We start from the raw sequence: 25,789 nt of genomic DNA on the forward strand, positions 1-25,789 counted from the left end.
TCTTAAACTAACTCACTACTCTAGTAAAACTAACTTTAATCAATTCGGTTCCAGCGATAGTGAAATACATAATCAATTTTTTGTGCGGATTTGTTGATACAATATAATTTACCGCTGCTTTGTAGATAAATAGAATCCTTGGTATCAATGACCACTTCCAAGTTAGCCTCAGAGGATAGATCAATTTTTTCCTGCCAGTTAATTTTATTGTGAGCTGCATCATAAAAAGTAATGTAGCACTTTGAGTTCTGGCGTTTTTGAGAAGAAAGAACATAATAATTGAAATCATCTGCCTTTGATAAAGTAATAGGGTTAATTAGATCAGAATCTTGATACGGTTCCCCTTCGTTTAACATTTGTGTGAAATCAAATCTTGTAAATGTGTCAAATTTTTCTTTTGTAATTTCAGTTATAGATAAATCATCTGCTAGTATGGAATAATATCCGCCATCATTTCCATAAACATAGATGTTATCTTGTTGCACATAATAATCCGTAAAGCTCTTGCTCAAGATATCTGAAAGTTTTTTGTTTTTACGTTCAAGATCCTTTTGCGAATAGACTCGTTTGCCAGTCTTAATATCCAGAAAGTACAACCAGTTTTTATCAGGGTTATTCATGATAACATAATCGTTGGTGATGCCGACTAGATAATGCCTCCAAGTCAGACGCTTGGTCCAGACTTTTTCCCCAGTGTCTGCATCTATAAGAATGAGTTCAAAATGTGAAAGCGAGGTTGAAATTCCGTTTTCTGTTCCATTTGGTATGGCTGCCCTTACCAAAGATAAAAGTTGATCCTTTTCTTCGATGTAATAAACCTTTGATTCTGTACTATAATTAATTTTTCGACCAAAGCCTCCAAAGACAATCCCGATAAAACTACTTATAAAAAAATAGAAACATAAGAAAACCAAATAGGTACGTGGCTTAGCCTTTTTTGAAATGAAAAAAATCAAAGCAAATACAAGAAAGATTACCAAAATAAGTAAGAGCATATCGTGATAGAACCACCCACTTGGCCTAAAGCTTTTATAAAAAAGTTCAAAGTGCACAAAAAACCTCCTTAAAAATATTTATTCTTTATTATAGTAACATGTAAGGAATTTGTGTCAATGAGCCATGTTACCTATATGATACGCCATAAAACAGATAATAGGAATGAAGCTTAAGTTAACCTTTAAAAAATATCAATAAGATGTTACAATAATTTAAAATGTAAAAGTACATGATATAATATTAAAAAGACTGCAGCAAAGTGAGGAGAAGTAAATGAGATTAGATAAATATTTGAAGGTATCCCGTTTGATTAAAAGAAGAACGATAGCAAATGAGGCTTGCGATGCAGGAAGAGTATTGGTAAATGGTAAGCCAGCAAAAGCATCTGTCAATGTAAAAGAAAATGACGTGATTGAAATACAATTTGGAACAAGGACAGTTAAGGTTCAAGTATTAGATGTGGCAGAAACGGTTCGAAAGGATGAAGCAAAAGAATTATATAAATACATTTAAAATACATTAAGGTATAAAATGTCCCCCCTTATAATATAATTTATAAAGTACTTGCCAGGTAGCGAAAAACATTACAGTAGTCACCTTGCTAAAAAGGAAATTCTTATAAATTTGTATAAGGGGGATATTTTATGGAAGATAAGCCAATGCAAAAAGCTCATAAACTTACTCTAAACAATAGAAGGACAGGTATTATTAATGGTGTATCTGATGTTTTGTCTTTTGACATTTCAGAAATTTTATTAGAGACCGATCAGGGAATGCTTATGATAAAAGGAAATGACCTTCATGTGAATCGACTTACCTTAGAGAAAGGAGAAGTAGAAATCGAGGGAAGAATCGATAGTCTTACATACTCTGAAATAGCAGGCTATAATAAGCAAGGAGAATCTTTCTTAGGTAGACTGTTTAAGTAGGTATAATATGAGCCAAAATATAATAAATGAAATATATTTCTTTGGATGCTGTGTTCTTACTGGTATCGCTGTTATATCTATGTATGATGTTTTAAGAATATTTAGAAGGGTTGTAAAGCATGGGGTATTTGCTGTAGGTATAGAAGATTTTATTTATTGGGTAGGTAGTAGCTTCTTTGTATTTCATATCATATACATTCGAAACGATGGAATCATAAGGGGATTTGCGATACTAGCGATTATATTAGGAATGTTAATCTATAATGTGACCATTAGTCATGTATTGGTCAAATACATATCAATGGTGATTAACAAAATAATTGATATTGTCACAGCTCCCATAAAGTGGATATTAAAAAAATGTTCAAAGATATTGAAAAAATGTTATAAAACTGTTAAAATTATGCTAACTAAGCAAAAAAAGGAAAGCAGGTGAATGTATGGCTCGTGCAAGACGCAGAAAAAAGCAGAATCGATTTGGAGTTCTTTCTATCAGCGCAGTTGTTCTTATGTTATTAGTTGTAATCTCCATCAAAAGTATAGAGCTTAATGCAAAAAATGAGCAATACATTCAAAAAGAAGCACAGTTGCTTAAAGAACGCGACGCACAGCTTGACAGACAAAAAGAACTAGAAGAGTATGCAAAGTATGTCCAAACCAAGAAATTTATCGAAGAAGTGGCGAAAGAAAAATTAGGTTTGGTATATGATGATGAAATTATATTTAAAGAAAAGAATTAGTAATTTATATTACAATAAAAAAGAACTTGACAAAAAGCAGCAAAATTGGGTATAATGGATTTCGTCAGTTATGGCGGAATAGCTCAGCTGGCTAGAGCACACGGTTCATACCCGTGGTGTCGTTGGTTCAAGTCCAATTTCCGCTATTAAGATAAGTGATAGAAAGAATGTACAATTTCGTACATTCTTTTTTTGTATCATTAGGAATGTTCTTCAAACTTTCTAATGATACAAAACCCTCCTCTGTTCATGGAATAAAGAATTTTTGAATGCATCACGAAAAATTTGTCAAAAACTTTTTTAATAAAGGGCATTGTTTTGACAAAGATTTTATGCGTTTCTATTTATAATATTCTCACTGCTATTCAGGCGGGAGGGAAATAAATGAAAGCAAATTTAGCTGATGAAGCTGTGTTTTTAAATGGAGAAATCAATAAAGAAAAACTATTGTCACTTGCGAAAGCCTTTGATGAGCTGGCAGCAAGTTTTTCTAGTTTGCCCAAAAGTCAGGACAAGCTTTCTCAAAATGAGCTTGATTCTATATTTGAAAACCTGGGAGCAAAATTTTGTAAAGAATGCTCTAAGTGTGAATACTGTTGGGAGCAAAATTATTTTGAAACTTACAAAACGGCTTATGATATCCTCAATAAAATAAATGAAGATGAAGCAGAAGGCTTTCAAAAGTTAAAGGATGGATTTACCAAGGGGTGCATTAAGGTAGATGAGATTCAAAAAGAGACCTGTAACTTGTTTCATAAGGAACAAAACAATTTAAGATGGAATAATAAAATAATTTCTGCAAGAGAAGCAGTATCACAACAACTAAAAGCAATGTCTCAGATTATCATGCAGATAAAAGATGAAGTTTGCCTAGTAGAAAAGCTGGATGATTCACAGGAGAGAAGTATCCGTTTTGTATTATGGAGTAATAGAATAGTTGCAAAAAATATGTTCATCATTAATCGAGCAGACAAGAGAAAGGAACTTCGTATTACGGTGAAAACCAAAAATGGCAGATGCATACCTGCCAAAGAGGTTGCCAGTATGATTGGAGGAGTCTTAAATACAACTTATACAATTAGTAAAAGCTGCAAAAATCTAATTAATAGTGACTGGTACTCAATCACCCTAGTTGAAGATGTGAATTTCAAGATGTTACATGGAATTGCAAGAAAGATTAAGGATGGAGAAAGAGTATCTGGCGATAATTTTTCGATTATGGAAAATAAAGACGGTAGAAGTATTTTATGTCTTGCAGATGGAATGGGATCAGGGCTAGATGCTTGCAACGAGAGCGAAAAAGTAATTGAGCTGATAGAGGAGTTAACAGAAGCAGGGTTTTCAAAAGAAGCTGCGATTAAAATGATAAATTCACTTTTGGTAGTAAAAAGAGATGAACCGCTTTTTACCACCATTGATTTATGTGAAATCGACTTGTATAACGGTCTATGTGATTTTGTAAAGGTAGGGGCAGCACTGTCCTTTATCAAACGAAAAAACTGGGTGGAGGTAATAGAAGCCTCCAGCTTGCCAGTAGGTCTTGTCTATGAGATTGAAACCAATGTACTTTCTAAAAAAGTATACGATGGAGATCTCATCATAATGGTAACCGATGGGGTAGTGGATGCCTTTGCACCAGCATCTGGGGAAGAAATGTTGAAAAATATCATTGAAGAGATTGATAGTAACAATCCAAAAGAAATGGCTCAAATGATTTTGGAGCACGTACTTGAATTTAATAACGGTAGTGCAGGTGATGATATGACAATATTAGTTGCAGGTATATGGAGTAAATAAAGAGTTTGTAAGTCTCTTGATTTTTATTATGTATTTTGTTACCATATAGAATACAGTGAAATTGCAGATGTCTAAGGTGAAAATATGGTAAATAACGTGTTACAATTTATAAGAGAAAAAGAAATGCTTCTGCCAAATGACCGGGTAATTGTAGGGGTTTCGGGAGGGGCTGATTCTGTTTGTCTCTTAGACATTCTTGCTCAAATTAAGGAAGTGATTCCAATTGCTATATATGTGGTTCATATCGAGCATGGAATCAGAGGCGAAGAAAGCATAAGAGATGCAGAATATGTCAAGCATTTGGCTAAATCATACCAACTTGAGTATAAAATGTTTTCTTATGATGTGTTAGCAGAAGCTGATAAAAATAGCCTGGGAACGGAAGAAATGGCAAGAATTTTACGATATCAGGCATTTGAAATAGCACGAAAAGAATTTCATTGTAATAAGATTGCAGTTGCGCATAATAAGAATGATAATGCAGAGACCCTACTGCTTCATTTGTTTCGTGGAAGTGGATTAAAAGGACTTAGCGCAATCATGCCAGTAAGGGATCATATCATCCGCCCTCTTCTTTGTGTAGAAAGAAGTGAGATAGAGGATTATTTAAAACTGCGACAGATTGATTATTGTACGGATTATACAAATTTTGAGGATGATTATACAAGAAATAAAATTAGACTCAATATACTTTCCTATGTCAAAGACAATATTAATCAGCAAGTCATTTCTCATGTAGATATGGCTGCAAAAATTATATATGAGGCGTGGGAATTTTTAGAGGAAGAGACAGATAAGGTATATCGTTCGTGTGTGGAGAGTAAAGACAAAGAAGAACTTATTAATATTTCTAAGCTAAATGATGTATCAGATATTCTAAAGAAGAACATAATAAGAAAATGCATTGAAAATGTTAGCAAAAGTCTAAAGGATATTACCAATGTTCATGTAGAGCTCATCTTATCATTACAAACCCAACAAGTAGGTAAATTGGTTCATTTACCATATGGAATTGTGGCAAAAAGAGGCTATGAAGAAATCATTATCACGAGAGAGAAACACCAAAATATTCCGGTGAAGGAATCGCTATCGATTCAAGTGCCGGGTATTTATTATTTTAAAGGGCATCAATTTATCTTTAGTCTAGAAGAGAAGGAAAAAAATCAAATTATTCCAGAAAATAGGTATACGAAATGGTTCGATTATGATAAAATAGGGAATGATTTGCTATTAAGAACGAGAGAAACAGGTGATTATTTCGTAGTAAATGCAAGTGGTGGTACCAAAAAATTAAAGTCATATTTTATAGATGAAAAAATAGAACGAGAAAAAAGAGATGTGATTCCTGTTTTGTGTGATAAAAACCATGTGATATGGGCAATCGGATATCGAATCAGTGAAGCATATAAGGTAAATAAAGATACCAAAAAGATTTTGAGAGTACAAGTAAATGGAGGAAATGGTAATGGCTGATAAAATCAGAGTATTAGTATCTGAGGAGGAAGTAGATAAAAGAATTAAGGAAGTTGGAGAGCAGATTAGCAAGGACTATGAAGGGCAAGAGGTTCATGTGATTTGTGTATTAAAAGGCGGAGTGTTCTTTATGTGCGAGCTTGCAAAGCGCATCACCGTTCCACTTTCTATGGATTTTATGTCCGTATCCAGCTATGGAAACGAAAAGCAATCCAGTGGGGTTGTTAAGATAGTAAAGGATTTGGATGAGGCGTTAGAAGGTAAAAATGTAATTATAGTCGAAGATATTATTGATTCAGGAAGAACCCTAAGTTATTTGGTAGAAATCTTAAAGAAGAGAAATCCAAAGAGTCTTAAGATTTGTACATTGTTAGATAAACCCGAAAGACGTGTAACCGATGTAAAAGTAGACTATGTAGGATTTAACATTCCAGATGAGTTTGTAGTTGGTTATGGTTTGGACTATGCTCAAAAATACAGAAACTTACCATTTATCGGAGTGGTAGAAGAATAATAGACGACAAGACTTCGAAGGGAGGTTTATGGCATGAACCGAAAATTTAAAGGTGTCGGTTTCTATCTACTCATTTTAGTTGTGGCACTTATGGTTGCAATTTTAGTGAATGATAGTGTGAAACGAAACAATGATTATACAAATGGTAAATTTAAAACAGACTTAGTAGCAGGAAATGTAGAACGCGTTGAGATTAATCCAAATGCAGAACAACCAACAGGACAACTAGAGATTGTATTAAAGGATAACTCAGTTAAGACATTGATTGTTACGGATATTAATGAAACAGAAAAACTTCTTCAACAACACAACATTGATCCTGTAATCAATGATGTGCAAAGAGAAAGTTGGATTACGACCACCTTATTACCATGTATGGTGACATTTATTATTGTATTTTTATTATTTACTTTAATGAATAACCAAGCAGCAGGCGGCGGCGGTGGAAGTAAAGTAATGAACTTTGGTAAGAGCCGTGCAAAGATGAGTACGGATGATAATAAAAAAGTTACATTTAAAGATGTCGCTGGACTAGATGAAGAAAAAGAGGAATTAAAAGAAATTGTTGATTTCCTTAAGAATCCGAAACGATATATTCAAGTTGGTGCAAGAATACCAAAGGGAGTTCTATTAGTTGGACCTCCAGGAACAGGTAAGACATTGATTGCCAAGGCAGTTGCAGGAGAAGCAGGCGTACCATTTTTTAGTATCTCTGGTTCTGACTTTGTGGAAATGTTTGTCGGTGTTGGTGCTTCCAGAGTAAGAGATTTATTTGAAGAAGCAAAAAAGAATGCTCCATGTATTATTTTTATTGATGAGATTGATGCAGTTGCCAGAAGAAGAGGAACTGGAATGGGCGGCGGTCATGATGAAAGAGAACAAACACTTAACCAGCTTTTGGTGGAAATGGATGGTTTTGGTGTAAATGAAGGCATTATTGTTATGTCGGCTACTAACCGTGTTGACATCTTAGACCCTGCAATTTTAAGACCAGGACGATTTGACCGAAAAGTAGGTGTTGGGCGTCCAGATATTAAAGGACGTGAAGAAATCCTTAAAGTTCATGCAAAGAACAAGCCGCTTGGAGATGATGTAGACCTTAGTATGATTGCACAGACAACAGCAGGCTTTACTGGAGCAGACCTTGAGAATCTTTTAAATGAAGCAGCAATCTTTGCGGCAAGAGAAGAACGAACATATATTAAACAAGAAGATATCAACCGCTCTTTCGTTAAAGTAGGAATTGGAACAGAGAAAAAGAGTCGTGTTATGTCAGAAAAAGAAAAAAGAATCACAGCATACCACGAAGCAGGTCATGCGCTATTATTCCATCTGCTTCCTGATGTAGGCCCTGTATATACCGTATCCATTATTCCTACGGGAATGGGTGCAGCTGGTTACACTATGCCACTTCCTGAAAAGGATGAAATGTTTAATACAAAGGGAAGGATGCTTCAAGATATAGTGGTAGATTTAGGCGGAAGAGTGGCAGAGGAACTGATCTTCGATGACATAACAACAGGTGCATCTCAAGATATTAAGCAGGCTACAAGAATTGCCAAAGCAATGGTTACCAAGTATGGAATGTCTGATAAAGTAGGTCTAATCGATTACGGCGGTGACGATGATGAAGTATTTATTGGTCGTGACTTAGCACATACAAGAAGTTATGGTGAAAATGTTGCAACTTTAATCGACACAGAAGTAAAACGTATTGTAGATGAATGCTATCACAAGGCAAAGAGTATTATCAAAGAAAATGAGAGCGTTCTTCATAGCTGCGCACAATTACTGTTAGAAAAAGAAAAGATTGGAAGAGAAGAGTTTGAAGCACTGTTTACAACACAAGATTTAGTAACAGAGTCTTAACAAACGAATATAGATGATTGATAAAGGCTTTTGTAAAGCAGGTTTGATACTTGTAATACAAAAGCTTTATCTATATTATAATTACGGATGGTAAAAATGGATAAAGATGAGAAAAATTTAGAAAAGGTAGCTATGTTAGCAGGAGAGATTCTTCTAACGAGTGGAGCAGAGATATTTCGAGTGGAAGAAACCATTCAGTATATTTTGAGTAGCTTTGGGAAAGAAGCCGAAGCTATGGTGTTTAGCACGGGTATTTTTATTCATATCAAAGGGGAAGCGATACAAGCAAAAACAATGGTTAAAAGAGTATCCGAGCGCACTACCAATTTGCATAGAATTTATCAAGTCAATATGGTATCTAGACAACTATGCAATGGAGAATTGGATCTTTTGCAAGCAAATGAACAGCTAGAGCATATAAGAAAAGTGCATCAATATAGCAATTTAAAAAAAGAAGTAAGCTATATCAGTGTGGCATTATTCTTTTGCGTCTTACTAAAAGGGTCTTTTTTAGAGTGCATAAGTGCTGGAGTGGTAGGAGGCATATTAGGAATGGTGATACTCTTATCAAACCGACTTCGTTTGAATAGCTTTTGTATCAATGTGCTTGGCGCATTTACAATAGGTATTACAGCTCTAATAATAAGTAACTATATCGTACCGCAAATCAGCAGTGATTTGTTAATCATTAGTGCCATCATGCCTTTACTACCTGGTGTTACATTTACTACGGCAGTACGGGATATATTAAACGGTGATTACTCTTCTGGCGTCGCACGTATGGTCGAGGCTGTGGTGACAGCACTTGCAGTGGCAGTAGGAGTAGGTACAGGTATTGCGTTATTTGCAAGGATACTTTAGGAGGGGCGTATGACAATTGTGATTCAAACAGTGGGAGCTTTTTTTGCAGTAGTAGGTTTTTCTGGAATTTTAGAAGCGCCCAAAAAATTTCGTTTCTGGTCTGGAACGGCTGGCGCTGTATGCTGGTTTTCTTATTTAATGGTACTGTCTTATAGCAGTTCGAAAATATTTGCTGCTTTTCTTTCAAGTCTTGCAGTAGCGGGATTTGCTCATATTGCAGCAAGAAAATTAAAAGCTCCAATGACGGTATTTTTAATCCCTGGAATACTTCCGCTTGTGCCAGGAACTTCCATATACTATAGCGTGTACAATATTATCCAAAATAATAGTGCAATGTATTCCTATTATCTTATGGAGACGCTACAAATTGCAGGAGCAATTGCTCTGGCGGTGTTCTTAATGGATTCATTTTTTAAAAGGATGAAACAGGGAAGGAAGAAAGAAGGGGCATAATAGATACTTCAAAAAAGGTGTGTCAGACTAAGTTAGTCGACACACCTTATATAGTTAAAATATTGTTCTAATCGGGTTATAATTAACCAAAATATCTCTCAAGTAAGCCTTGGAAAGCTTTACCATGTCTTGCTTCATCTCTTGCCATTTCATGTACTGTGTCATGAATTGCATCAAGATTAGCAGCTTTTGCACGTTTTGCAAGATCAAATTTACCAGCAGTAGCACCGTTTTCAGCAGCTACTCTAAGTTCAAGATTTTTCTTTGTGCTATCTGTGATTACTTCACCAAGTAATTCAGCAAATCTGGAAGCATGATCTGCTTCTTCGTAAGCGGCTTTTTCATAGTATAGTCCGATTTCTGGATATCCTTCTCTAAAAGCAACTCTAGACATTGCAAGATACATACCAACTTCTGAACATTCACCTTCAAAATTAGCTCTTAAGTCGTTGATGATATCTTCGCTAACACCTTGAGCAACACCAACCACGTGTTCAGCAGCCCAAGTCATTTCGCCAGACTGCTCTGTAAATTTTTCAGCTGGTGCTTTACAAATAGGACAATTTGCAGGAGCTGAATCTCCCTCATGAACATAACCACAAACTTGACAGACATATTTTTTCATTATTACAATCTCCTTTTCATTTTAAAATTTTTAAAATCAGTAATAGTTACTAATATTAATTTAGCACATTCATTTCAAGATGTCAAGAGTTGTTTGAAAAAATATGGAAGATATCTCAACTCTTAGTAAAGATAGTGGTTTAATGCTTCTTAGTACAGTTTTCGCAAGTTCCATAAAAATGAGTGGTATGGCCAATAATGTTTCCGCCAAAATTAACAGAAGCCAACTCATTAATATGATCGAGACTTTTTAAATCCAAATCAATTACACTATTACATTCGTTACAAATAAAATGATAATGGTGTTTTGTGTTCGCATCAAATCGATCGCCACCATCACCAGTAGAGATTTTTAATATCTCACCAAGATCAGCAAGTAGCGAAAGGTTTCGATAAACAGTTCCTAAACTAATATTAGGAAATTCTTGTCGTATATTTGTATAAACAGTATCAGCGGTTGGATGGTCATTTCTGCTCATTAAAAATTCCTTAATCGCTTCTCTTTGACGACTATATTTTAATGTTTGCATATAATTCCTCCTTTTCATGAAAGTTTAGGTTTATTTAAGAAATATTAAAGTAATCTTGTTAGGGGAATAATAGGTCATTCTATCTATCTCTTAAAAATAATAATAATTATCAATATTAATTATAATCTATGAATGATAGACTGTCAATGAAATCAAGCAAAAATCCAGTATAAACGTAGTGATTACAGTCATTTTTATAACATTTTTTCTGTTTTTGTCATATTTCATGATTACATACATATATTACATATAGGTACAAGCCCCAGAATGTAGTTTGTAGATATAAATTTAATGAATACTTAGTAATTTGATATGAATTGAGTGTTATAAAAACAGTATGCCGAAAAATGTAGAAAACTAGAGGAAAACATATGAAATATTTCTTATACAATTAGATAATTGTAAATTAGTTTACTATATATAAAAACAAATGAATAAAATATGTAAAATTAGAATTATTTCATAAAAATTATTCAATAATTATAACTTCTATGGTATAATAAGAACAAATTATTTGACATAGGAAAACAAATTATAGTGCAATCATAGACATGGCAATGGGTTTGTGATGGTAGTATTTACTAAAACAACAAGAGGTGATTACGTGATTAAGAAAGAAATGATAGCAATGCTGCTTGCTGGTGGGCAAGGGAGCAGATTAGGTGTATTAACTTCTAAAGTAGCGAAACCTGCAGTTAGTTTTGGTGGGAAGTACCGAATTATTGATTTTCCGTTGAGTAACTGTATCAACTCTGGAATTGATACAGTGGGGGTATTAACACAGTATCAACCTTTAAGGCTGAATGCACATATTGGTATTGGTATTCCTTGGGATTTGGATAGAAACATTGGAGGTGTCACGGTATTACCACCTTATGAAAAGAGTGGGAACAGCGAATGGTATACTGGTACGGCGAATGCGATCTATCAAAATTTAGACTACATGGAGTTTTATAATCCTGAATATGTTCTTATTCTTTCGGGAGACCATATTTATAAAATGGATTATGAAGTTATGTTGGATTTTCATAAAGAAAAAAATGCCGATGTAACAATTGCTGTTATGCCAGTTCCAATGGAAGAGGCGAGTCGTTTTGGAATCATGATTACTGATGAAGAAAATAGAATTCGTGAATTTGAAGAAAAACCAGAACAACCAAGAAGCAATCTGGCCTCTATGGGTATTTACATATTCACGTGGAAGGTATTAAAAGAAGCTTTAATCACTTTATCGGAACAAAATGCTTGTGATTTTGGAAAGCATATCATTCCCTATTGCCATAATAAAGAAGACAGGCTATTTGCCTATGAGTATAACGGATATTGGAAGGATGTTGGTACCCTAGCTTCATATTGGGAAGCCAATATGGAACTGATTGATTTAATTCCAGAATTTAATTTGTATGAAGAATTTTGGAAGATATATACAAAGAGTGATCGTATTACGCCCCAATATATTTGGGGCGAATCAAAGATTGAAAAAAGTATTATAGGTGAAGGAACCTCGATCTATGGAGAAGTATATAATTCGGTTATTGGATCTGGAGTAACAATAGGAAAAGGTGCAGTGATTCGTGATTCTATTATTATGAAAGACGCGCAGATAGGTGACTATTGTATGATAAATAAAGCAATCATAGCAGAAAATGTGGTGATTGGTAATCATGCAGAGTTAGGAATTGGCGAAGAGGTAGAAAACAAGCAAAAACCAGATGTTTATTCCTTTGGTCTAGTAACTGTAGGTGAGAATAGCATCATCCCTGCCAATGTTAAGATAGGAAAGAATACTGCTATATCAGGTAATACAGTTTTTGAGGATTATAATGACTCTGTACTTGAAAGTGGAGAGACGTTGATTAAGGCAGGTGATAGATAATGAGAGCAATCGGGATTATTTTAGCAGGTGGTAACAATAACAAAATGCGAGAACTATCCAGTAAACGTGCTATTGCAGCAATGCCAATTGCAGGATGTTATCGAAGCATAGATTTTTCTTTAAGTAATATGTCCAATTCACATATTCAGAAAGTTGCAGTTTTAACACAATATAATGCAAAATCACTCAATGAGCACCTTAGTTCTTCAAAATGGTGGGACTTTGGAAGAAAACAAGGTGGGTTATTTGTATTTACTCCAACGATTACAGTAGATAATAGTTGGTGGTTTCGTGGAACGGCTGATGCGATTTATCAAAATCTTAGTTTTCTAAAAAACAGCCATGAGCCATATGTCGTAATTGCTTCAGGTGACGGAATCTATAAACTGGATTTTAATAAAGTATTAGAGTATCACATATCAAAAAAAGCAGATGTTACTGTGGTTTGTAAAGATATGCCATCAAATGAGGATGTAAGTCGTTTTGGTGTATTAAAGATGAATGAAGATGCAAGAATAGAGGAATTTGACGAAAAACCTATGGTAGCTAAATCAAATACCATATCAACTGGCATCTATGTCATTCGAAGAAGACAACTGATTGAATTAATCGAACGATGCGCAGGAGAAGATAGGCACGATTTTGTAAAAGATATATTAATCCGATATAAGAATTTAAAACGCATTTATGGATATAAGATAAAGGATTATTGGAGTAATATTTCTACAGTCGAATCTTATTTTAAGACAAATATGGATTTTCTGAAACCAGAAATTAGAGATTATTTTTTTCGGCAATATCCTGATATTTACTCAAAAGTGGACGATTTGCCTCCTGCAAAGTATAATCCAGGTGCAGATGTAAAGAATAGCCTGATATCAAGTGGATGTATTATAAATGGACAGGTTGAAAACTCCATTGTGTTTAAAAAGGTATTCGTTGGAAATAACTGTGTTATAAAAAACTCTATCATACTGAATGATGTTTATCTTGGCGATAATATTCATATAGAGAATTGTATTGTGGAAAGTCGTGATACGATTCGTGCTAACTCATACCACTGTGGCGAAGATGGAATAAAAATTGTGGTAGAAAAAAACGAGAGGTATGTTCTCTAGCTGAAAGTACCTGCTCACACTTTATTAAAGCTAAACTCTAGACAGAAGAAAGGGGTACGAGACATGAAAATTACAGATGTACGTGTACGTAAAGTAGCAAAAGAGGGAAAAATGAAAGCAGTTGTTTCAATCACCATTGATGATGAGTTTGTGGTTCATGATATTAAGGTGATTGAAGGCGAAAAAGGTTTGTTTATCGCAATGCCAAGTAGAAAAGCATCAGATGGGGAATATCGCGATATTGCACATCCAATCAATTCGGATACGAGAGAGAAAATTCAACAAATAATTCTGGATAAATATGCTGCAGCTCTTTTAGAAGACGAAGTATAATAGCACAGAGAAAATGATAGTTGAAAAGTAAATAATTATGCATAATGGAGAGCTTTTAGAGCTTTCCATTTTGTTTTGCTATTTGTTAGATTGGTGTAATCGTACAGGATGAAAAGGCTAGAATCTACGTGACAAATAGAAAAGATTACTGTAAAATAGATTAGGCAGCAATGCAGTAAAATAGAAAAAATGAATCGTCAGTCGCTAGGCTTGATGCGAATAAAAATATAATATAAGAATATGATAGAATTGTAGTGGGAGAAAAATCATGAATCAGTTAAAAGCAGTAATATTAGCAGCAGGAAAAGGAACAAGAATGAAATCAGATTTGCCAAAGGTCGTACATACCGTAAATGGAAAACCAATGGTAGAATATGCAATCGATGCGGCAAAAGGAGCAGGCGCAGATAAGGTATGTTTAGTTGTAGGCTATAAAAGTGAAGTTGTAAAAGAAATGGTTACTTCAAACGTTGAATATGTATTGCAAGAAGAACAGCTTGGGACAGGTCATGCAGTAAAATGTGCAAAAGATTTTATTGGAGAGCAAGGAGAAATATTAGTTTTATTTGGTGACACACCTTTGATTACTGGTAAGACGCTTGGCAAACTAGTAGAATTTCATAGAACACAGCAAAATAAAGTAACCGTATTATCCGCTAAGGTAGAAGATCCAACAGGATATGGTAGAATTATTCGAAGTAAAGACAATAGCTTTTTAAAAAGTGTAGAACATAAGGATGCAAGTGAAGAAGAACTTCTATCAAAAGAAGTAAATTCAGGCATGTATGTTTTTGATGCAAAGGAATTAAGTATAGCTTTAGATGCGCTCACAACGAATAATGCGCAAGGAGAATACTATTTGCCAGATACTTTAACAATCATTAAAAATAAAGGCTTCAAAGTAGATGCATATGTGTTAGAAGATGCAAAAGAAATGACAGGAGTAAATGATCAGGAGCAGTTAAAAGAAGTTGAGCGAATGATTAGAGAAAGATAGAGTTTTATGTAAGAAAGGAATTAAAATGTATATTATAGCAGGACTTGGAAATCCAACAAAGGAATATAATGGTACAAGGCATAATGTAGGTTTTGATGCCATTGATGCCATTGCTAAGAAATATAAAATCAATGTGGATTCCAAAAAGCACAAAGGTATATTTGGTACAGGTTATGTGGAAGGATATAAAGTTATCTTAGTCAAGCCACTCACTTATATGAATTTGAGTGGTGAAAGTATAAGAGAATTCATAGATTATTATAAAGTAGAACCAGAAGATGAATTAATTATACTATATGATGACATTGATTTAGACGTAGGGCAGCTACGCATTCGCAAAAAAGGAAGTGCTGGAGGCCATAACGGAATCAAGAGTATCATTGCCCATGTGGGAACACAAAACTTTATGAGAGTGAAAATTGGTGTTGGTGAAAAGCCAAAGCACATGGACTTAGCAGATTATGTATTAGGTCATTTTTCAAAAGAAGAACGCCAGTTAGTAGATGAGTCAATTACAAATGCAGTAGAGGCTGTAGAACTGATGATTACAAGGGATGCTGACGCAGCGATGAACGTATACAATCAAAAGGTTAGGTAGTGAAGAAATGAATGCATTAATCAGCCCTTTAACACAAATGAATGAATTTAATGAGATAAAGACCGCTTTGCAAAAAGAAAGTGGTCTTATTCAAGTGTCTGGATGTATTGATTCACAAAAGACTCACTTTATGTATGCATTGTCAAGAGAGTTTAAAAATAAAATAATCGTGGCAAGCAATGAATTAAAAGCAAAAGAAATTTATGAGGATTACAAGTCATTTGATAAACAGGTTATGCTCTATCCTGCAAAAGACTTAATTTTTTACAACGCTGATATTCATGGTAATTTGATTGCAAAACAAAGAATTCATGTAATAAAAGAGATCATGAAAGAGGAAGGAGTCACGATCATTTTAACGCTAGATGGACTCATGGATTATCTAGTGCCCTTAAAGGCCGTGAAAAACTCCTTGATTCAAATTGATCAAGATTCAAGCATTGATATTGAAAGCTTGAAAGCAAGATTGATTGGACTTGGTTATGAGAAAGTTCCACAAGTTGAGGCATCGGGACAATTCGCTATTCGAGGAGGAATCATTGATATATTTTCTCTCACAGAGGAGAATCCGTATCGAATTGAATTATGGGATGAAGAGGTAGATTCCATTCGAAGCTTTGATGTAGAAAGCCAAAGGTCTATTGAGCAGTTAGAACATATTGTGATTTATCCTGCCGCCGAAATTGTTCTTGATTCAAACAGAGTTTTGGAAGGAATTAAGAAGATTGAAGCAGAAGCAAAGCCTTATATTGAAAAACTTCGAAAGGAAATGAAAACAGAAGAAGCGTTTCGAATCAAAAGTGCAGTAGAGGAGGTAAAAGAACAATTATTAGAGCTTGGTGGACTTGGAACCAAAGGAATTGATAGTTATATCAAATATTTCTATGAAGATGCAGCTACCTTCTTGGATTACTTTGAATCCAATGACACAATTCTTTTTCTAGATGAACCAAACCGAATTCTTGAAAAGGGAGAAGCTGTTGAACAAGAATTCAGAGAGAGTATGATTCATCGAATTGAAAAGGGGTATATCTTACCTGGGCAGATGGATATTTTACTTGATCATAAACAGATTGTAGCAAGAATTAGCAAAATGCGCGGATTGGCACTTTGTACGTTAGAGGGTAAGCAGCAGGAATTTAAAATAGGTAACCGTTATGGAATCACAGCCAAATCCGTGAATCCTTATAACAGTAGCTTTGAATTGCTGGTTAAAGATTTGCAGGGATGGAAAAAAGCAGGCTATAAAGTAATCTTATTATCTGCATCCAAGACAAGGGCAATGCGACTTGCGCAGGATTTAAGAGATTACGAATTAAATGCCTTTTATTCGGAAGACCTAGATAAAGAGATACAAAATGGAGAAATCATGACAGCCTTTGGTAATGTACATAAAGGCTATGAGTATCCCCTCATTAAACTTGTTATAATTTCTGAAACCGATATATTTGGAGCAGAAAAAAAGAAAAAGAAAAAAAGAAAAGTATACGAAGGACAAAAGATTCAAAGTTTTAGCGAATTAAAGGTCGGAGATTATGTGGTTCATGAAAACCATGGACTAGGAATCTATAAAGGAATTGAAAAGATTGAAGTCGATAAGGTTGCCAAGGATTACATTAAGATAGAATATGCTTCGGGTGGTAATCTCTATATACTGGCCACACAGTTAGAGCTGATTCAAAAGTATGCAGGAAGTGATGCCAAAAAGCCTAAATTAAATAAACTTGGCTCACAAGAATGGAATAAAACAAAGACAAGGGTAAAGGGTGCAGTAAAAGAGATTGCAAAGGATTTGGTAGAACTTTATGCTCTTAGGCAAGAAAAAGAAGGATATATCTATAGCAGCGATACGGTTTGGCAACGTGAATTTGAGGAAATGTTTCCATATGAGGAAACAGATGATCAGTTATTAGCCATAGAAGCTGTTAAAAAAGATATGGAGAGTCCTAAAATTATGGATCGCCTCGTATGTGGTGATGTTGGATATGGTAAAACAGAGATTGCTATACGAGCCGCATTTAAAGCAGTGCAAGACGGCAAGCAGGTTGTGTACCTAGTTCCAACTACCATTTTAGCACAGCAACATTATAATACCTTTGTGCTAAGAATGAAGGATTTTCCAATTCGAGTGGATTTGATGTCTAGGTTTAGGACACAATCAGAAATGAAAAAGACTGTAGAAGATCTAAAAAAAGGCTTTGTTGATATTGTAGTAGGAACCCATCGTGTATTATCAAAGGATATCATTTTTAAGGACTTAGGGCTTCTTATTATAGATGAAGAACAGCGATTTGGCGTAGCGCATAAAGAAAAAATCAAACAGCTAAAGAAAAATGTAGATGTATTAACCTTGACTGCAACTCCAATTCCTCGAACGCTTCACATGAGTTTGATTGGAATCAGAGACATGAGTGTACTAGAAGAGCCTCCAATGGATCGAATGCCAATTCAAACCTTTGTCATGGAATATAACGATGAGATGGTAAGGGAAGCAATTCAAAGAGAGTTAGCAAGAGAAGGACAGGTATACTATGTGTATAATCGAGTTAATAACATCGATGAGATTACGAATTCCATTGCAGCGTTAGTTCCAGATGCCAATGTAGCCTTTGCACATGGGCAGATGAATGAGCATGAGCTAGAAAAAATCATGTATAATTTTATCAATGGAGAGATTGATGTGCTGGTTTCCACTACGATTATTGAAACTGGTCTTGATATTTCCAATGTAAATACGATTATTATACATGATGCAGATAATCTTGGACTCTCACAGCTTTATCAGCTAAGAGGACGTGTTGGACGATCCAATCGAACCTCCTATGCATTTTTAATGTATAAAAGAAATAAGATGCTAAAAGAAATTGCAGAAAAAAGACTTCATGCCATTCGTGAGTTTACAGAACTTGGCTCAGGTTTTAAAATTGCGATGAGAGATTTAGAAATTCGAGGGGCTGGAAATTTACTTGGTGCTCAGCAAAGTGGTCACATGGAGGCAGTTGGCTATGATTTATATTGTAAAATGTTAAATGAAGCAGTAAAATCACTTAAGAATGCAGATATAGAGGAAGATAAATTCGATACCACTATCGATATTGATATTGATGCATTTATACCTGAAAAATATATAGCAAGTGAGTTTCAAAAACTGGATATATACAAACGTATTGCAAGTATTGAAAATGAAGAAGAATGTGATGATATGTTAGAAGAGCTAATTGATCGATTTGGAGATCCACCAAGATCGGTAACAAATCTATTAGCAGTAGCCCATATCAAAGCATTGGCAACCAGTGTATTTGTAACAGAAGTATCGCAAAAAGGTGATGCGATTAAATTTACCATGTATGAAAAAGCAAAGGTTAATCCAAGTAAGATTCCAAGTCTTTTAGACAAGTATAAAAATACGATGAAATTTACAGTAGATACCAATCCGTATTTTACCTATATACCAATAAAAAGCAAAGAAAAGCCAGATACGATAGGGCTTGTGAAAAATATTTTAAGTGATATAAAGACATTGATTGATGAATAAAAAAGGGCTATAATCATATCAGAATGTCATGGCGATAATTGCCAATGAAAGGAGAAAGTATGAAGAAGAACGTAAGTAAAAAAATAGTGGGGATTGCCACAACCCTATTAGCCTGTGCTAGTATGATAACAGGGTGTGCCGGTTCTGTTAATTTAAATACACCGGTCGCAGTGGTAAATGATGAGAATGTTTCATTTGGAGTAGCCAAATTTTATGCAAAGACACAACAAGTGATGTACGAATCATATTATGGTTCTTTATTTGGAGATAATATGTGGGATCAAACTCTAAGTGCAGATATGACGTTTGGTGAATCAACCTTAGAAAATATTCTTGAAGAAATAAAAGAAATGTATATTGTGAATCAGCATGCAGATGAATATGAAATTACACTTTCAGATGAGGAAAAATCAAAAATAGAAGAAACAGCAAAACAATTTATGGCTGACAATAATGCCGATGCAATTGAAAGTATGGGCGCAAGTGAAGAAGTTATTATTGAATATCTAACAAAATTTACTTTGCAAGGTAAGATTGAAGCTGCAATTAAAGCAGGTGCAGATACCAATGTGGCAGACGAGGATGCCGCTCAAAGAACGTTTTCTTATGTATTGGTATCTACTGCTGGAACAACAGATGAAACGGGAAAAACAGTTGATTTGACAGACGAAGAAAAAGCAGCAAAAAAAGAAGAAGCACAGGCAATCATTGATGCAGTAGCAGGCGGTAAAGACTTTGATACTGCGGTAACCGATACCGAACGTAGTGTAAGTACTGCTTCCTATGGAAAAGATGACGATGCAGGTATGAATGAAGCGGTAATTGCAGCAGCAGACGCTTTGCAAGAAGGAGAAATCTCTCCAATTGTAGAAACAGACGGAGGCTATTATGTATTAAAGCTTACCAGTGCATTTGATCAAGAGCAAACAGAAAATAGAAGACAAGAAATTATTACCCAAAGACAAACTACATTATACGAAGATACGTATACAAAATGGAAGGATGCTTCTAAAGTATCAGTAGATAACAAGGTTTGGAAAAAGATTACTTTTAAGGACAAGCTTTCTATGGTAAGTAATGCGACAATGGATGATATCATAACAGAAGATACCACAACGGAAGACACTACAGCCGATGATAGCACAACCAATCAGCAAACCATAGAGGATACGACAAAGGAATAAATATTAATATAAGAAGTACTGTATGTAAAATGCATCTTGAAATGGCTTAGCTAAATCAAGATGCATTTTTTCAAATAAAACTTAAATATAAAGACTCTATCGTTTGATTTATCTCTTATACAAACCGTATCAGAATCATCCACCGAGGGTTACATCTTGTTTCTCATACCAATTGAGAGCTTCACAAAACTGTTCTTCTTTAAAATCAGGCCATAAAGCATCCACAATATAAAAATCAGAATAAACAGATTGTATAGGGAGTAATCCAGACAAGCGTCGCATACCGCCCCAACGTATAATTAGATCAATTCTTGAGATATTGTGAGAGTGAATCACATTTTGGAGCTTACTATTTTCTTTTTTTTCTCCTATACCAGATAAGTCCCACTCCCAGCCATAGTTTACAAGAAAATTAACTTTCATGCCTCCACCAGCTATGTCGGTTCTAGAGGTATACGGAATTAATTCTTTAGGAAAACATTTTGACTTTGTATTACCAATCACTAAAAGTGAACACCCCTCGTTAGCAATTAGCTTTACCGCTTCTACGCATGCATGACTAAAAGCCTTTAGTTGTTCTGGGGGTCGTTTGCAATTATCAACGGTGAAACCATAATAAGTAATTTCTGAAATACCGTATTGTTTTGCCAGTCGAAATACAGATAGACCAGGAGATAGTCCATGCTCGTAGCCATCAGTTTTCTTTAATTCATGCCCCAATGCCCAACGTCGATTGCCATCTGGTATAATTGCTATATGGGAAGGTAGTCTCATTCTGAATGCTCCAATCTAAAAAATACTATACATAACGTTTTGTATGTATAGTATTTCCAAGTTCTGTTTTATTAAACGAAAAAAGATTCTTTGTTTTCCTATTGCATAAGTGCGCCAACTACCTCATTTACAAGTTTACCATCTGCAATGCCCTTTACTTTTGGCATTAACTCTTTCATAATCTTACCTTTATCCTTCGCAGTTGGTGTATCAATTCCAAGAGTAGTAAGCACTTCGTTTACCACTGCTTTGATTTCATCTTCACTCATCATTTTAGGTGCAAACTCTTCTAATACAGCGATACGTTTTTTACATTCATCTATAATATCAGTACGATCAGCAGGGGTTAGCTCTAAGGTTTCTTTTGTTTGTTTTACTTCTTTTAAGATTACTTCATTTTCTTCTTCTTCTGTTAAATCACTTCTTTTATCAATTGCCTTATTTTTTAAAGCAGATAATAATAAGGAAAGAGATTCTTTTCGCTCTTTATCTCCTGCTTTCATTGCCGCAACCATAGCTGCTCTTACTTCATCAATTTTACTCATTGTATTACCTCCATTTTGTTTGTCTTAATAAATTATAAAATGATTATTTTGATTTGTAAAGAAGGCGTGAAGATTAATAAATTATTTAAAATTTAATTTACATAAAACAAAATGTATATTATAATTCGATTTAACCATTTTTGCGACCTATGTCTAAAATGGGCGGGGAGATTAACATAATTTAGATAAGGAGTTGTAATACAGCTATGAAAAAAATGATGATTGCAATATGTGATGATGATAAATATGTTCATTATCTGTTGCAGGAGGCGATATGCTACTTTATGAATAAACATGAAATAGAATATGAAGTAGTTATTTATTCATTGGGAAAAGAATTGATTTCAGAGGTCGAAAGGTTTGACCTTATTTTCTTAGATATAGTCTTACCTGATTTTGACGGATACGAAATAGAAAAGTGGATCAGGGAGAAAAACAAAGCATGTAAAATAATTATTATGAGTGCTTCAGGAAGAAGGAAAGAGGCATTTCACATCAATGTTTTTCGATTTATTGAGAAACCAATAAAGATAGGAATGTTAGAAGAAGCTTTGCAGGCATTAAAACTGACTGCGCTTGGGAAAGAGTTAATTAAATTATATGAAAATCGAAGGATTATGGAAGTTAGACAAAATGAAATTTATTATATAGAAGCCTATGATAGTAGTACTGAGTTTGTTGTGAGTGGCAGAAAGCTACGACGTGATATTTCTTTGAAAAGCCTTACTAACATACTAGATAAAAGAATATTCATTCAGATCAATCGCAAACAAATGGTAAATGGGTTATTTATAACAGAATATAAAGATGGAATTTTATACATAGATAATTGTGAATTTAGAGTTTCCAGAAGACGAAAAAGAGAGGTAGAACAATTTCTTAAAGAGTTTAAAAAGCATGACAGATAAAGTATAACTATTAGAATAGCCGTTTACGGTTTTAAACAACCGTTCACGGCTTTTTGCTTGCAAATATAGTCAGATTTTGGTATGTTAAGTTAGAGGAGTAAAACTTAAAAGTTTAAATCATTCATAAGGAGCTAACATGAGATATACCTATGTAAAACAACAAGATGCAACCGATTGTGCAGCAGCTTGTTTGGCAATGATATGTTTACATTATAAGAAGGAAACTACAATTACAAGACTAAGAGATAAGATGGGGACAGACCTGAAGGGAACGAATCTGATCGGACTTAGCAAGTGTGCAGATGAGCTTGGCTTTGCTTCACAGGCAGTTCGTGTGGACAAGGAAGGATTCTTAAGTAAATATACACTTCCAGCAATTGCGAATGTTGTGACCAAAGAAGGGCTAAGTCACTTTGTAGTTATCTTTAAAATAACGGACAAATATGTAGTTCTTGGCGACCCAGCGAAGGATTTAATTCGAATAGAAATTGATGAGTTCTATAAAAACTTTACGGGTGCGCTACTTATTATAAAACCAAATGAGAGATTTACATCAGGAAAATTAAAAAATGAAAAGTTGTTTCAAAGATATGTCAAGCTTTTGCTACCACAGAAAAAACTATTTGTTTATTCTATCATCGCGTCAATACTTTTAACGGCTTTAGGGATTGTATCCTCATTATTTAACAAGATATTAATGGATGAAATTCTTCCTTATAAGTTAAAGAATACACTGTTAATGCTTTTATTAGTGTTTGCACTGTTATCTGTGACACAGATAGTAATTGGTTTTATCAGACAATGGATGATGATTTATTTATCGCAAAAGATTGATATTCCTTTGATGCTGGGATACTTTGAACATATATACAAATTGCCGATGAAGTTTTTTGCTACAAGAAAAACGGGCGATATTATCACTAGATTTTCAGATGCCTTTACGATAAAAGATATTTTTACAAATATTGCATTAACGTTGATAATGGATATTGCAATGGCGTTAGTGACAGGAGTCATTCTATTTCGAATGAATACAGAATTATTTGTCATTATCTTGTTTATGACGATTGTTAGTATTTTGCTAGTCTTTATCTTCAAACAACCGTATAAGAAAATAAATGAAGAGCAGATGCAGCAGTCAGCCATATTAAATTCGCAGATTATTGAGGGACTTAGAGCCGTGGAAACGGTAAAAGGAAATGCGAATGAGGAAACAGAGCTTGAGGGGATTGAGAGGGAGTATATCAAATCATTGCGTATTGGTTTAAATGAGGGGATGCTTTCTAACATTCAAGGTTCTATTTCAGGACTTATTTCACAAGTAGGAAATTTAATATTAATGTATTTTGGAATTATGCAAGTAATTAACAATCATACCACTTTGGGAGCGATGATGTCTTTTATGACGTTATCTGGTTACTTTATGGATCCGGTATCAAGGCTGGTGGGGCTTCAACTGCAGATTCAAGAGGCAAACATATCCATGAAGCGTATGACAGAAATCTTGGACTATGAAGAAGAACAGGAAACAGAAAAATCAGGTGCCTATCAGGATATTGAAACAATAGAAGGTGCAATTGAAGTCAAAAAGGTAACATTTCGTTATGGAAATCGAAAACCTGTATTAAAAGAAATTAGTTTTACCATTCCAAAAGGGAAAAAAGTTGCATTGGTAGGGGCAAGTGGTAGTGGAAAGTCTACAATAGCGAAACTATTATTAAAATATTATGAACCAGAAGCAGGTGAAATCCTGATTGACGGAGTAGATATTAACGAATACAGCAATGACTCTCTTCGAAGAGCAATTTCATATGTACCACAATCCATTGAGCTGTTTTCCAAAAGCATCTACGACAATATTAGAGTCGGCAAAATGAACTCCACACTGGACGAGGTAAAGGAGGCAGCTAAGGCAGCAGATGCCCATGATTTTATTAGAAAGCTTCCAATGCAATATTATACCTATCTAGAAGAAGCAGGTAATGGTCTTAGCGGGGGAGAAAAGCAGAGAATTGCACTTGCAAGAGCTTTTTTAAAAAAGAATGAGTTCTACATATTGGATGAAAGTACGAGTAATCTGGACTTTGCCACAGAAAATATTATCTTTGATATGATTTACAATAAATTTAGGAACAAATCTATGTTAATTATTGCACACAGACTGGCAACGGTAAAAAATTGTGATGAAATTCTTGTGATTGATCAGGGAGAAGTTGTGGAACAAGGAACCCATGAGGAGTTGCTAAGACAAGAAGGGCATTACTTTAAACTTTGGGAAATGCAACAAGGTAATTTCGTGATAAAAGAAGAGGAAAAAGAAATTGCAGTGACAGAGGATTTAGCAGAAGAAGATGTTATGAGCTATGCATGATGTAGTTTTAAGCATATATGTTTAAATATATCTGTAATTGGTTGCAAACAATTATAGGAGAAACTAATAATTAGGATGGAAAATAAGGAGGAAATGAAAGATGGAAATGACTTATGATGGGGCATTGGTAATGCCAAGTGGTTGTGTGATGATGGATGAGCAGGAAATGACTTATGTTGAAGGAGGCTTAGGTGTTTTTTATAAAAAAAGTTTTTCTCAAACAGGAAAGGTAGCTTATAAAGAGTTAACGGAAAGTGGAGATGCTGCTTGGTTACTTGTAGGGGGGGCTACAGCAGGATCGGCGATAGCAGGCATTGTTACTGCAGTTATAGGATTTGCACTTAGTTCTGCCGTATTTGGGCAGTGGGCTGATACTTATTATGCCGCAGCGGACTCTATATATGACTTAAGAAAAAGCAGTAAAAAAGTAAAATATACTGAAAAGTTATCAGGGCTTAAAGCATTTTTAACTATTAAGTTTAGTTAGGTATAGATATGAATAAAACAGTAAGAATAATGTTAGCCATTATTACAGTAGTAATTGGAGTCATTATTTCAGGCAATAGTTTGATTTCGATATATACGATGGGAATAGATAATATCACTATAGTAAAAATGTTTAGTATATTTTTTGGGATTTTTATGATTATATTAGGAATTATAGTTGGATTATTTATATTAAAAAATAAAAATTAATAATTAGCTTGATTGTTGTACATGGTATTTAAGAACTATGTACAACAATTTAATATTACTGAGAAATA

At 34.4% G+C, this 25,789-nt stretch carries 26 protein-coding genes and 1 tRNA gene; 22 read left to right on the plus strand and 5 right to left on the minus strand.

Features of this window, described 5'->3' with window-relative positions:
- Positions 1 to 35: 35 nt before the first annotated feature.
- Positions 36 to 1,052 (minus strand): PA2928 family protein, encoded by a 1,017-nt coding sequence (locus F7O84_RS16000; RefSeq protein WP_151147552.1) that lies wholly within the window; start codon positions 1,050 to 1,052, stop codon positions 36 to 38.
- Between the two features lie 217 nt (positions 1,053 to 1,269).
- On the opposite strand from F7O84_RS16000, the gene F7O84_RS16005 reads away from it, so the two are divergent.
- The 11 genes from F7O84_RS16005 (at position 1,270) to F7O84_RS16055 (ending at position 9,632) form a co-directional block, all read left to right on the plus strand.
- Positions 1,270 to 1,509, plus strand: coding sequence for an RNA-binding S4 domain-containing protein (locus F7O84_RS16005; protein WP_151147554.1), 240 nt, complete (start codon positions 1,270 to 1,272; stop codon positions 1,507 to 1,509).
- 131 nt (positions 1,510 to 1,640) lie between these two features.
- Positions 1,641 to 1,925 (plus strand): sporulation protein YabP, encoded by a 285-nt coding sequence (gene yabP, locus F7O84_RS16010; RefSeq protein WP_151147557.1) that lies wholly within the window; start codon positions 1,641 to 1,643, stop codon positions 1,923 to 1,925.
- Between the two features lie 7 nt (positions 1,926 to 1,932).
- On the plus strand, positions 1,933 to 2,361 hold the full coding sequence (yabQ, locus tag F7O84_RS16015) for a spore cortex biosynthesis protein YabQ (protein WP_151147560.1): 429 nt from the start codon (positions 1,933 to 1,935) through the stop codon (positions 2,359 to 2,361).
- Between the two features lie 4 nt (positions 2,362 to 2,365).
- Complete coding sequence (locus F7O84_RS16020) at positions 2,366 to 2,665, plus strand: septum formation initiator family protein (protein ID WP_151147563.1); 300 nt, start codon at positions 2,366 to 2,368, stop codon at positions 2,663 to 2,665.
- Between the two features lie 72 nt (positions 2,666 to 2,737).
- A tRNA-Met gene (locus F7O84_RS16025) sits at positions 2,738 to 2,811 on the plus strand.
- Between the two features lie 238 nt (positions 2,812 to 3,049).
- Positions 3,050 to 4,462, plus strand: coding sequence for a SpoIIE family protein phosphatase (locus tag F7O84_RS16030; protein ID WP_151147566.1), 1,413 nt, complete (start codon positions 3,050 to 3,052; stop codon positions 4,460 to 4,462).
- Positions 4,463 to 4,546: 84 nt separating this feature from the next.
- Positions 4,547 to 5,935, plus strand: a complete 1,389-nt coding sequence (tilS, locus tag F7O84_RS16035) for a tRNA lysidine(34) synthetase TilS (protein ID WP_151147569.1) — start codon at positions 4,547 to 4,549, stop codon at positions 5,933 to 5,935.
- The gene (hpt, locus tag F7O84_RS16040) at positions 5,928 to 6,449 is read left to right on the plus strand and encodes a hypoxanthine phosphoribosyltransferase (protein ID WP_151147572.1); all 522 of its coding nucleotides are present in this window, start codon (positions 5,928 to 5,930) and stop codon (positions 6,447 to 6,449) included. Before tilS ends, hpt begins: the two co-directional genes overlap by 8 nt.
- A gap of 33 nt (positions 6,450 to 6,482) precedes the next feature.
- Positions 6,483 to 8,318 carry an ATP-dependent zinc metalloprotease FtsH gene (gene ftsH / locus F7O84_RS16045; protein ID WP_151147576.1) on the plus strand — a complete coding sequence of 612 codons (1,836 nt, stop codon included), beginning with the start codon at positions 6,483 to 6,485 and terminating at the stop codon, positions 8,316 to 8,318.
- Between the two features lie 96 nt (positions 8,319 to 8,414).
- On the plus strand, positions 8,415 to 9,179 hold the full coding sequence (locus F7O84_RS16050; protein WP_151147579.1) for a threonine/serine exporter family protein: 765 nt from the start codon (positions 8,415 to 8,417) through the stop codon (positions 9,177 to 9,179).
- Between the two features lie 9 nt (positions 9,180 to 9,188).
- Entirely contained in the window at positions 9,189 to 9,632 is a 444-nt protein-coding gene (locus tag F7O84_RS16055) for a threonine/serine exporter family protein (RefSeq protein ID WP_151147582.1), read from the plus strand.
- Between the two features lie 82 nt (positions 9,633 to 9,714).
- Here the strand turns inward: F7O84_RS16055 and F7O84_RS16060 are convergent, their stop codons facing one another.
- Positions 9,715 to 10,257 (minus strand): NADH peroxidase, encoded by a 543-nt coding sequence (locus F7O84_RS16060; RefSeq protein WP_151147585.1) that lies wholly within the window; start codon positions 10,255 to 10,257, stop codon positions 9,715 to 9,717.
- A 139-nt stretch (positions 10,258 to 10,396) separates the two neighbouring features.
- Positions 10,397 to 10,786 (minus strand): Fur family transcriptional regulator, encoded by a 390-nt coding sequence (locus tag F7O84_RS16065; protein ID WP_151147588.1) that lies wholly within the window; start codon positions 10,784 to 10,786, stop codon positions 10,397 to 10,399.
- A gap of 604 nt (positions 10,787 to 11,390) precedes the next feature.
- Here F7O84_RS16065 and F7O84_RS16070 point away from each other — a divergent pair.
- The 7 genes from F7O84_RS16070 to F7O84_RS16100 all read left to right on the plus strand — a co-directional run bounded on the left by F7O84_RS16070 (position 11,391) and on the right by F7O84_RS16100 (position 20,427).
- A complete protein-coding gene (locus F7O84_RS16070) occupies positions 11,391 to 12,662 on the plus strand; it encodes a glucose-1-phosphate adenylyltransferase (RefSeq protein WP_151147590.1) in 1,272 nt (423 codons plus the stop codon).
- Positions 12,662 to 13,780 carry a glucose-1-phosphate adenylyltransferase subunit GlgD gene (glgD, locus tag F7O84_RS16075; protein WP_151147593.1) on the plus strand — a complete coding sequence of 373 codons (1,119 nt, stop codon included), beginning with the start codon at positions 12,662 to 12,664 and terminating at the stop codon, positions 13,778 to 13,780. The genes F7O84_RS16070 and glgD overlap by 1 nt, the downstream gene beginning before the upstream one ends.
- Positions 13,781 to 13,843: 63 nt before the next feature.
- Positions 13,844 to 14,113, plus strand: a complete 270-nt coding sequence (gene spoVG, locus F7O84_RS16080) for a septation regulator SpoVG (RefSeq protein ID WP_151147596.1) — start codon at positions 13,844 to 13,846, stop codon at positions 14,111 to 14,113.
- Positions 14,114 to 14,381: 268 nt separating this feature from the next.
- On the plus strand, positions 14,382 to 15,110 hold the full coding sequence (locus F7O84_RS16085) for a sugar phosphate nucleotidyltransferase (protein ID WP_151147598.1): 729 nt from the start codon (positions 14,382 to 14,384) through the stop codon (positions 15,108 to 15,110).
- 25 nt (positions 15,111 to 15,135) lie between these two features.
- Positions 15,136 to 15,708, plus strand: a complete 573-nt coding sequence (gene pth, locus F7O84_RS16090) for an aminoacyl-tRNA hydrolase (RefSeq protein ID WP_151147601.1) — start codon at positions 15,136 to 15,138, stop codon at positions 15,706 to 15,708.
- Between the two features lie 7 nt (positions 15,709 to 15,715).
- Positions 15,716 to 19,243, plus strand: coding sequence for a transcription-repair coupling factor (mfd, locus tag F7O84_RS16095; RefSeq protein WP_151147604.1), 3,528 nt, complete (start codon positions 15,716 to 15,718; stop codon positions 19,241 to 19,243).
- Positions 19,244 to 19,302: 59 nt separating this feature from the next.
- A complete protein-coding gene (locus F7O84_RS16100; protein ID WP_192451795.1) occupies positions 19,303 to 20,427 on the plus strand; it encodes a peptidyl-prolyl cis-trans isomerase in 1,125 nt (374 codons plus the stop codon).
- A gap of 135 nt (positions 20,428 to 20,562) precedes the next feature.
- Here the strand turns inward: F7O84_RS16100 and F7O84_RS16105 are convergent, their stop codons facing one another.
- Positions 20,563 to 21,201, minus strand: coding sequence for an undecaprenyl diphosphate synthase family protein (locus tag F7O84_RS16105; RefSeq protein WP_151147610.1), 639 nt, complete (start codon positions 21,199 to 21,201; stop codon positions 20,563 to 20,565).
- A gap of 98 nt (positions 21,202 to 21,299) precedes the next feature.
- The gene (locus tag F7O84_RS16110; RefSeq protein WP_151147613.1) at positions 21,300 to 21,746 is read right to left on the minus strand and encodes a GatB/YqeY domain-containing protein; all 447 of its coding nucleotides are present in this window, start codon (positions 21,744 to 21,746) and stop codon (positions 21,300 to 21,302) included.
- Positions 21,747 to 21,952: 206 nt separating this feature from the next.
- Between F7O84_RS16110 and F7O84_RS16115 the strand changes: the two genes are divergently transcribed.
- The 4 genes from F7O84_RS16115 (at position 21,953) to F7O84_RS16130 (ending at position 25,721) form a co-directional block, all read left to right on the plus strand.
- The gene (locus F7O84_RS16115; protein ID WP_151147616.1) at positions 21,953 to 22,654 is read left to right on the plus strand and encodes a LytR/AlgR family response regulator transcription factor; all 702 of its coding nucleotides are present in this window, start codon (positions 21,953 to 21,955) and stop codon (positions 22,652 to 22,654) included.
- A 136-nt stretch (positions 22,655 to 22,790) separates the two neighbouring features.
- Positions 22,791 to 25,025 (plus strand): peptidase domain-containing ABC transporter, encoded by a 2,235-nt coding sequence (locus F7O84_RS16120; protein ID WP_151147619.1) that lies wholly within the window; start codon positions 22,791 to 22,793, stop codon positions 25,023 to 25,025.
- A gap of 100 nt (positions 25,026 to 25,125) precedes the next feature.
- On the plus strand, positions 25,126 to 25,512 hold the full coding sequence (locus F7O84_RS16125; RefSeq protein ID WP_151147622.1) for a hypothetical protein: 387 nt from the start codon (positions 25,126 to 25,128) through the stop codon (positions 25,510 to 25,512).
- Positions 25,513 to 25,520: 8 nt separating this feature from the next.
- A complete protein-coding gene (locus F7O84_RS16130) occupies positions 25,521 to 25,721 on the plus strand; it encodes a hypothetical protein (RefSeq protein ID WP_151147625.1) in 201 nt (66 codons plus the stop codon).
- Positions 25,722 to 25,789 lie beyond the last annotated feature (68 nt).

Source organism: Candidatus Galacturonatibacter soehngenii (genome assembly GCF_008830185.1).
GTDB lineage: Bacteria > Bacillota > Clostridia > Lachnospirales > Lachnospiraceae > Lachnotalea > Lachnotalea soehngenii.

Bases quoted from the DNA above. Each gene is read 5' to 3' on its own strand.
- F7O84_RS16005 (WP_151147554.1), top strand. From the start codon at position 1,270: ATGAGATTAGATAAATATTTGAAGGTATCCCGTTTGATTAAAAGAAGA.
- yabP (WP_151147557.1), top strand. From the start codon at position 1,641: ATGGAAGATAAGCCAATGCAAAAAGCTCATAAACTTACTCTAAACAAT.
- yabQ (WP_151147560.1), top strand. From the start codon at position 1,933: ATGAGCCAAAATATAATAAATGAAATATATTTCTTTGGATGCTGTGTT.
- F7O84_RS16020 (WP_151147563.1), top strand. From the start codon at position 2,366: ATGGCTCGTGCAAGACGCAGAAAAAAGCAGAATCGATTTGGAGTTCTT.
- F7O84_RS16030 (WP_151147566.1), top strand. From the start codon at position 3,050: ATGAAAGCAAATTTAGCTGATGAAGCTGTGTTTTTAAATGGAGAAATC.
- tilS (WP_151147569.1), top strand. From the start codon at position 4,547: ATGGTAAATAACGTGTTACAATTTATAAGAGAAAAAGAAATGCTTCTG.
- hpt (WP_151147572.1), top strand. From the start codon at position 5,928: ATGGCTGATAAAATCAGAGTATTAGTATCTGAGGAGGAAGTAGATAAA.
- ftsH (WP_151147576.1), top strand. From the start codon at position 6,483: ATGAACCGAAAATTTAAAGGTGTCGGTTTCTATCTACTCATTTTAGTT.
- F7O84_RS16050 (WP_151147579.1), top strand. From the start codon at position 8,415: ATGGATAAAGATGAGAAAAATTTAGAAAAGGTAGCTATGTTAGCAGGA.
- F7O84_RS16055 (WP_151147582.1), top strand. From the start codon at position 9,189: ATGACAATTGTGATTCAAACAGTGGGAGCTTTTTTTGCAGTAGTAGGT.
- F7O84_RS16060 (WP_151147585.1), bottom strand. From the start codon at position 10,257: ATGAAAAAATATGTCTGTCAAGTTTGTGGTTATGTTCATGAGGGAGAT.
- F7O84_RS16065 (WP_151147588.1), bottom strand. From the start codon at position 10,786: ATGCAAACATTAAAATATAGTCGTCAAAGAGAAGCGATTAAGGAATTT.
- glgD (WP_151147593.1), top strand. From the start codon at position 12,662: ATGAGAGCAATCGGGATTATTTTAGCAGGTGGTAACAATAACAAAATG.
- spoVG (WP_151147596.1), top strand. From the start codon at position 13,844: ATGAAAATTACAGATGTACGTGTACGTAAAGTAGCAAAAGAGGGAAAA.
- F7O84_RS16085 (WP_151147598.1), top strand. From the start codon at position 14,382: ATGAATCAGTTAAAAGCAGTAATATTAGCAGCAGGAAAAGGAACAAGA.
- pth (WP_151147601.1), top strand. From the start codon at position 15,136: ATGTATATTATAGCAGGACTTGGAAATCCAACAAAGGAATATAATGGT.
- mfd (WP_151147604.1), top strand. From the start codon at position 15,716: ATGAATGCATTAATCAGCCCTTTAACACAAATGAATGAATTTAATGAG.
- F7O84_RS16100 (WP_192451795.1), top strand. From the start codon at position 19,303: ATGAAGAAGAACGTAAGTAAAAAAATAGTGGGGATTGCCACAACCCTA.
- F7O84_RS16105 (WP_151147610.1), bottom strand. From the start codon at position 21,201: ATGAGACTACCTTCCCATATAGCAATTATACCAGATGGCAATCGACGT.
- F7O84_RS16110 (WP_151147613.1), bottom strand. From the start codon at position 21,746: ATGAGTAAAATTGATGAAGTAAGAGCAGCTATGGTTGCGGCAATGAAA.
- F7O84_RS16115 (WP_151147616.1), top strand. From the start codon at position 21,953: ATGAAAAAAATGATGATTGCAATATGTGATGATGATAAATATGTTCAT.
- F7O84_RS16120 (WP_151147619.1), top strand. From the start codon at position 22,791: ATGAGATATACCTATGTAAAACAACAAGATGCAACCGATTGTGCAGCA.
- F7O84_RS16125 (WP_151147622.1), top strand. From the start codon at position 25,126: ATGGAAATGACTTATGATGGGGCATTGGTAATGCCAAGTGGTTGTGTG.
- F7O84_RS16130 (WP_151147625.1), top strand. From the start codon at position 25,521: ATGAATAAAACAGTAAGAATAATGTTAGCCATTATTACAGTAGTAATT.